The organism is Alistipes sp., from assembly GCF_048465635.1.
GTDB lineage: Bacteria > Bacteroidota > Bacteroidia > Bacteroidales > Rikenellaceae > Alistipes.
On record NZ_DBFWLF010000023.1, the window covers coordinates 1 to 6,541 of the forward strand.

General features: G+C 59.5%; 7 protein-coding genes. 5 read left to right on the forward strand and 2 right to left on the reverse strand.

The annotated features are described in order from the left end of the window. Positions 1-520: 520 nt before the first annotated feature. Positions 521-1,786 (forward strand): ectonucleotide pyrophosphatase/phosphodiesterase, encoded by a 1,266-nt coding sequence (locus ACMO9O_RS08530; protein WP_418983443.1) that lies wholly within the window; start codon positions 521-523, stop codon positions 1,784-1,786. A gap of 110 nt (positions 1,787-1,896) precedes the next feature. Here the strand turns inward: ACMO9O_RS08530 and ACMO9O_RS08535 are convergent, their stop codons facing one another. After that, on the reverse strand, positions 1,897-2,595 hold the full coding sequence (locus ACMO9O_RS08535) for a LytTR family DNA-binding domain-containing protein (RefSeq protein WP_418983444.1): 699 nt from the start codon (positions 2,593-2,595) through the stop codon (positions 1,897-1,899). 221 nt (positions 2,596-2,816) lie between these two features. Here ACMO9O_RS08535 and ACMO9O_RS08540 point away from each other — a divergent pair, with 221 nt between their 5' ends. From ACMO9O_RS08540 to ACMO9O_RS08555, 4 genes are all read left to right on the forward strand, one after another. Continuing rightward, positions 2,817-3,440: a hypothetical protein gene (locus ACMO9O_RS08540; protein ID WP_418983445.1), complete on the forward strand. Its 624-nt coding sequence runs from the start codon at positions 2,817-2,819 to the stop codon at positions 3,438-3,440. 450 nt (positions 3,441-3,890) lie between these two features. After that, the gene (locus tag ACMO9O_RS08545) at positions 3,891-4,676 is read left to right on the forward strand and encodes a hypothetical protein (RefSeq protein ID WP_418983446.1); all 786 of its coding nucleotides are present in this window, start codon (positions 3,891-3,893) and stop codon (positions 4,674-4,676) included. A 12-nt stretch (positions 4,677-4,688) separates the two neighbouring features. Further along, entirely contained in the window at positions 4,689-5,117 is a 429-nt protein-coding gene (locus ACMO9O_RS08550) for a hypothetical protein (protein WP_418983447.1), read from the forward strand. Between the two features lie 55 nt (positions 5,118-5,172). Further along, positions 5,173-5,982, forward strand: a complete 810-nt coding sequence (locus tag ACMO9O_RS08555; protein WP_418983448.1) for a hypothetical protein — start codon at positions 5,173-5,175, stop codon at positions 5,980-5,982. A gap of 315 nt (positions 5,983-6,297) precedes the next feature. Here the strand turns inward: ACMO9O_RS08555 and ACMO9O_RS08560 are convergent. Beyond that, the coding region (locus tag ACMO9O_RS08560; protein ID WP_418983449.1) for a hypothetical protein at positions 6,298-6,541 on the reverse strand (244 nt) is incomplete at its 5' end.

Consider the following 6,541-nt stretch of genomic DNA (forward strand, 5'->3'; position numbering starts at 1 on the left):
GGGCGGTAGAGGGACGAGGCCGGAGGTCGGAGGGGCCGCAGGCGGCCCCGGCAGCCCGCAGCCGCCCGGTGCGGAGGGCTGCACTCCACATTCGTTTCGTTTGCCTCCGCCGGCTGCGAACTGGAAAAGCAATAAATATAATGTCGGGAAGGCCTTGCTAAATATACATTCGGCGAACAGACCCGGCAGCCCAGACCACAGGGTGCGAAGGACTGCATTTCACCTTTGGATTTGCTGCGCCTCCGCCGGCTGTGGGCTGAATTAGCAATATTATATTGTATAACCATCGGTTACATTTTTTACCATCATCCGTTGCAGATCGTTGCACGTAACCTCGGTTCATTTGCTTCCGCCGGCTGCGAACTGAATTTGCCTCGTTCCTGCATCGCTTTGCCCTCGGCTCAGACAGGCGGCGTCCGGGTAAAATCCAAACTCCGTTTGGTTTTGCCCGTACCTTGCACTATCTTTGCCCATAGAAGTTTTGGGGCAGGAACGATCCGCTCCGACAACAAGATAAGCCATGCAAAAACTCCTATACTCCGCGCTTGCGCTGCTGATGATCGGCTGCGCGGCGACGCACAAAAACGGCAGCTATCCCGCCTCGGACGCGCCGTCGCAAAAAGAGTATGCCGTCATCCTCTCGATGGACGCATTCCGCTGGGACCTCGCCTCGCGCAGCCACACCCCGACGCTCGATTCGCTCGCCCGCGCCGGGTCCTACGCCGAGATCTACCCGGTCTATCCGTCGAACACCTTCCCGAGCCACTATGCGATGGCTACGGGCCTTCATCCCGACCGTCACGGCGTGGTCAATAACTCCTTCTTCGACCGCATGCAGGGGCGCAAACTCTCCGTATTCGACTCGCTGGACGTCCGTACACCCGGATTCTGGGGCGGCGAACCGATCTGGAACACGGCCGAGCGGCAAGGGCTGACGGCCAATATCTTCATGTGGCCGGGCAGCGACGTTCCGGTGAACGGCCGCCAGGCGACGGTGTGGACGCAATACTCGTCCGAGCCGGACTATTACGAGCGGGCCGACTGGGTGATCGACGCCATGACGCGCCCCGAAGAGGAGATTCCCGACCTGGTGATGTGGTATTTCGAAGAGCCGGACGCCGCGATGCACACCTACGGACCCGAGTCGCCCGAGGCCGTCGCGCGGGCCGAGCATATCGACTCCGTGCTGCGCTACTTCTTCCGCGAAATCCGCCGCTCGCCCGTCTACGACCGCATCAATTTCATCATCACGGCCGATCACGGCATGGCCGAGCTTTCGCCCGAACGCTACATCAACCTCTACCCGCTGCTCGACACGACCCGGATCGTGCGCGTCGTGCCCGGCACGCCGTTCGGCATCGAAGTGCGCGAGGAGTACATCGACGAGGCGCTCCGCACACTGCGCCGCACGGGCCACATCAAGGCGTGGCAGCGCGAGAAGATGCCCCGCCGCTTCCACTACGGCAAGCACCCTTCGCGGCTGACGAACCTGATTGCGATTCCCGAAACGGGCTGGACGCTCGACTATGCGCCGACGGACCGCCCCGTGCGCAAACGCGGCACGCACGGTTTCGACAACCGCGACCGCGACATGCACATGGTCTTCTACGGCTCCGGGCCTGCCTTCCGGGAAAACTACCGCCAGCGGTCGTTCCAGAATCAGAATATGTACCTGATCCTCAGCCGCCTGCTGGGCATCGACCCCGCGCCCAACGACGGCGACTGGCGCGCGGTCAAAGGGATGTTCCGGGATAGACAGTCCGAGCGGAAAGCCGTTCGGGAATAGCTGCACGGACCCGAATCGGAAAGAGAGCGGGAGCGGGTCGGAATAGTTCAGAAACAGGTTGGGAACACGCCGGGGACGTTCGGGGACAGTCCAGGAACAATCGGAAGCCGCTACACGCCGAAACGCGTCGTCACCGCATCGCGGTATTTCCGCGACACGTCCAGAGTCCGCTCTCCGATCGTCACCTGCGCGGGCGTAGCGTCGGTGACCCGCTCGGCATTGACCAGAAAGGCGCGGTGAATGCGCACGAAGCGGTCGTCGAGCAGCTGTTCCCATTGCGAAATGCGGGTTTTGGTTCGGTAAATGCTGCCATCGGCGGCGTGCAGCAGCACTTCGCTGTCGTTGGATTCGACGTAGAGAATATCGGCCACGGGCAGCGTCGCCTTGCGCCGTTCGGAGACGAACGTCACGCTCTTCATGCGCGGCAGATGCGCGTCGAGCCAGCGGGCCAACAGCACCTCGGGAACGACGATCGCCGCCGACAGCAGCAGCAGAAAGGCCGGATTGGAGAAGAGTCGGGGAAACTCCATCTGCCGGGGCCAGGAACCGCTGAGCGTATAATGATAGGCGAGCAGCAGCGCCAGCCACTCGACCACCAGCACCCCGGCCGCGACACACACGACCGCCACCACGCGCCGTCGCGGAGCACGGAGCGCCCCGGGCAGCAGCAGCTTGGCGCAGAGCATTCCCGGCAGCAGCGCCGTGGCAAGGAACAACGCCTGCCGGAAATCATAGCCGAAACTCCCCGTCACCGAGGCCAGCAGCAGGACCGCCGCAATCCAGTAAGAGATGGTTGCCAAGTGTCTCATAATTGTCGTTTCCGCATCGAATCGCACCCGCCGAACGGCAGGCAGTCTGAAGCGGGTTCACTGCAAAAATAGGAAAAATCCCCTTTCCGGCGAAACGCACCCCGCGCAACAGCGGCTTTCGACCCGCAAAGAGCGGGATTCGACCTTGGATTTACCGCCCTTTCCGCCCTATCTTTGCAATAGGAGTAATCCACCATGTCAAACCTTAAATCTTTCGCCCTATGAAACGACTGTTCGCAACTTGCACCCTGCTACTGCTGCTCGCCGCCCCGATCCGCGCGCAGGAAAAGATCAACATCGCCCCGCCTCCGGCCGCCAACGCATCCATCGCGCCGGCGACCGATGCCGATCCGGAATCGGCGACACCCCTGACGGGAACCGCAGTTTCGTCCGATCGCCAGATAATTCGCACGATACCGGCCGAAGCGGGAAAACAACCGCAAATAGACAGGAATGAAACCGCTATACTCAATCCCGAAACGCAAGAGTGGGAGGTCAGCGAATCCACCAACCCGGAACGGAGACGTTCGCTCGCCGATCTCTACCTGGAAGGCGGCTACGTCTGGATGACCCTCATCACGCTCTGCCTGATCGCCATGTTGTTCTCCGCCTGGAAAGCACCGCGCTGGATCAAGGAGTTCGGGCTGCTTGCCTGCATCATCGGCCTGATCTACATGATGATCGGATTCTACACGGTCGCCGACCTGATCCAGGAGACAGGCTTCCCCATCTCGTTCACGCTGCTATGCGGAGGCCTGCGCGTGGCGTTCATCGCACCGATCTACGGCATGATCGTCTATGCGATCTCCCTGCTGCTGCGCATCGCCGTCAAGCCCCGCATCTGAGTGTCCGACCCCTCCCCTCCCGGGAGGGGTTTTCTGCCCCTGCCCGCCCCGGGGCAGGGTTCGCCGTCGATAAAATCCGCGGCCGAAATCCCAACTCTTGGGATTTTTTATTACATTTGCAGCACAACCCTTAAAATCGCATTGCCTATGGATAAATAACTCATGCTGAACTGAACACCACCTTCGTGCCGTCCACGCACTAAAAGCGCCGGCACATACATATAAAAAGCGTTAACTTTACGTCTTGCATATCGAAATCTGGAAAATTTCAACTTGTGGCAAGGGAAGTGGAGTTGATGCTCACGTGTTTCACGTGGGCTTCACTTTCTATTTTGCCACAGGGTATTCCAGAACCTCGATATGCAAATGAAAAGGGATGTCCCACGTTTTTTGTATGCCATACCCCATCAAACACCCGCCCGGGACAGGCAACCCAAACACAAACGATTTATGAAAACCCGATTTATCCTCTTCCTTGCGCTCTGCTGCATGGGAACGACCTCCGTATTCGCCCAGCTGACCACCGGCAAACCCTCCTCCAAAGAGATCCGCACAGGCAACCGGGCGCAGGCCGGCGACTTCGGAATCTACCTCGGCGTAACCAGCAACATGTTCAAGGATATGTTCGACGGCGACATCAAACTGACGGCCCTGCCGCTCATCAACTTCAAATACATGGTCTCCGACCAGTTCGAAACGCGCCTGGGCATCGAACTCTACAAATCCTCCGAGCGGCTCAAGGGCGACGTGATCGGCCTGGAGGACGAGGTAAACTCGTCCTACTTCCTCGATAACAAGTACGCCAAATCGCAGGCGATGTTCTATCCGGGCGTGGCGTACCACTTCTCGAAAAAGAACCTGCTCGACGTCTACGTGGGCGCGGAGATTCCCATCGGCTGGAACAGCGACAAGACCCTGCGCGAGGTCGACGGCTCGAAGGCGAGCATCACCAAGAACTCGTTCGTGATCGGGCTGGGGGCCTTCATCGGTCTGCAGGCCTACATCGCCAACCTGCCGCTGGCCGTAGGTGTCGAGTACGGCATCTCCTCGCGTTTCGACACCGGACTGAAGTACAAGAACGAGATGACCGTCGACGGAGAGACCCAGACCTATTACACGGCCGATCTGAAGAGTTTCGAGCACATGGACGCCAACGAGCGCTTCGACAACCTGAAAGCCAAGAAAGGCGAGATCGGCAGCCAGTTCCGCGTGACCCTGACCTATTACTTCAAGTAAACGACGCACGCCATGAAATCCTATCAATCCATCCTGTGCGTCCTGGCGCTCGTGCTCAGCACGGCGTGCAGCGTCACCCGGAATCGGGCCTACACCCCCTCGACCGCGCAGCTGAACATCCAGATGAACGATCTGGAGTACCTCGGACAGACCGAGATCAGCGTCGACTACCGCACCTACCTCGGTTTTATCAGCAAGATCGACCGCATCAACGGCGAGACCTACGACGGCGTGCAGATGCGCTTCACGAATATCAACGGCGGCTACCTCTCCGCACCGAAACTCTATAGCCGGCTCGGCAGGGCCGCCTACAAGGCGACCGAAGAGTTTCCCGAAGCCAACTACTTCGTCGTAGTCAGCCAGTGCAAGCACAAGACGCGGCTCTTCCTCGGATCGGAGGTCTCCGTGAAAGCGACCGTCAAAGCCTATTCGTTCAAATAACCGGAAACCCGGCGGCTTTCGCATGGGCCGCCGGGTTTTTCTCAAACCGACAGGCATGAAAAAACGAATGTTACTGCTGCTCGCGCTGCCTGCGTTGCTCGGGCCGGGCTGCACCTCGGAAGACGACGCCTCGGAGGTCACGCTCTTCGTCACGTCCTCCCAACTGACGGCGGGCGGCGGAGAGACGATCTATTTCGACATTCAGGCCCACACGCAGCACGAAACGATCGTCCGCTTCGAGATCACCTCGTTCGACCCCTCCTCCGGGACCCGGGAGCTGTTCACGGCGAAACCCGGCACGCAAAGCTACGTCTACCGCTACCTCTACCAAACGCCGAACGTGGCGGTCGACAGCACGCGGATCGAGCTGACGTTCCGCGCAACGGACAACTGCAACTTCGTGCAGGAGCAGCATATCAACCTCACGGTGCGCAACAACACCTCGCTGCTGCCGGAGAAGAGCGGCATTACGCTCTGGTCGCCCCGCTCGGGCAAACCCGACGGCTTCTCGCTCACGACGGTCCAGCCGCTGCTCTGCGCTACGGCTGCCCCCGAAGAGATCGACATCTACCTCTACGAAAGCCCGGACGACGATCCGCAGACGCTGCCCCGCGAGTGGCGAACCCAGACCGACGTGCGCTTCGCCAAGGCGAACAGCTTCGATTACGCCGCAGCGACCAAATCGTCGCTGAGCGCCTACTACGCAGGCTCCCAACGACAAAACTATGTTCGCAATCTGACGGATCGGGACATTATTCTGGTCGGGCGCGGCGACGAAGCGTGGGGCGCCATCCTGATCGTCAAAATCTTCGACGAGGAGGGAAGCGCCGACGACAACTACCTGTTCAACCTGAAAATGCTCTGAAACCCTACCCCGCGGCCCGAGCGGAAGACCTGATGGAACTTTCCGCACGGATAGTTTGCGTTTAACCGGACATGATTGCCCTACGCAAGCCGATAACCGGAACGGATACCGGCCCCGGCTAACGTGCTGACCAGCCTCATCCAGGTCCCCGACTGGCTGGTTTCCGGACTGTCTCTACCCAAGAGATCCGTCTCTTAGCCGGACCTTTCCGGGCGTTCTACCTGTTCTACCCGTTCCGACCGTTATGCTCGTTCCACCGGTCTGCCCGGACGCCATCTGCTTCCCCATCATCAACCCGTTTTGCCCGAGCCTCGCCTATTCGGCGGGGTTCGGTTTTATACGGAAGCGCGGCGATAAGAATGCTCGATAATTGTGCGCTGCCAGTTTATTTTCCCTCTTATGTCCGAAATTGTCCGGTAAGTAATATTCCTTCCGGGCTGGAATTTCGACCTTTAGGACATATTTTGGTCTAAAACTTGTGGGGGGGGGAATTTCATTATCTTTGTATTCGGAATGAACGCCGCCCGGGTGGGAGGCGGGCTTGCCGAACCGGATCGGT

What these genes read in the sequence shown, in the direction of transcription:
- ACMO9O_RS08530 (WP_418983443.1), top strand. Translation starts at nt 521, where the DNA reads ATGCAAAAACTCCTATACTCCGCGCTTGCGCTGCTGATGATCGGCTGC.
- ACMO9O_RS08545 (WP_418983446.1), top strand. Translation starts at nt 3,891, where the DNA reads ATGAAAACCCGATTTATCCTCTTCCTTGCGCTCTGCTGCATGGGAACG.
- ACMO9O_RS08535 (WP_418983444.1), bottom strand. Translation starts at nt 2,595, where the DNA reads ATGAGACACTTGGCAACCATCTCTTACTGGATTGCGGCGGTCCTGCTG.
- ACMO9O_RS08550 (WP_418983447.1), top strand. Translation starts at nt 4,689, where the DNA reads ATGAAATCCTATCAATCCATCCTGTGCGTCCTGGCGCTCGTGCTCAGC.
- ACMO9O_RS08555 (WP_418983448.1), top strand. Translation starts at nt 5,173, where the DNA reads ATGAAAAAACGAATGTTACTGCTGCTCGCGCTGCCTGCGTTGCTCGGG.
- ACMO9O_RS08540 (WP_418983445.1), top strand. Translation starts at nt 2,817, where the DNA reads ATGAAACGACTGTTCGCAACTTGCACCCTGCTACTGCTGCTCGCCGCC.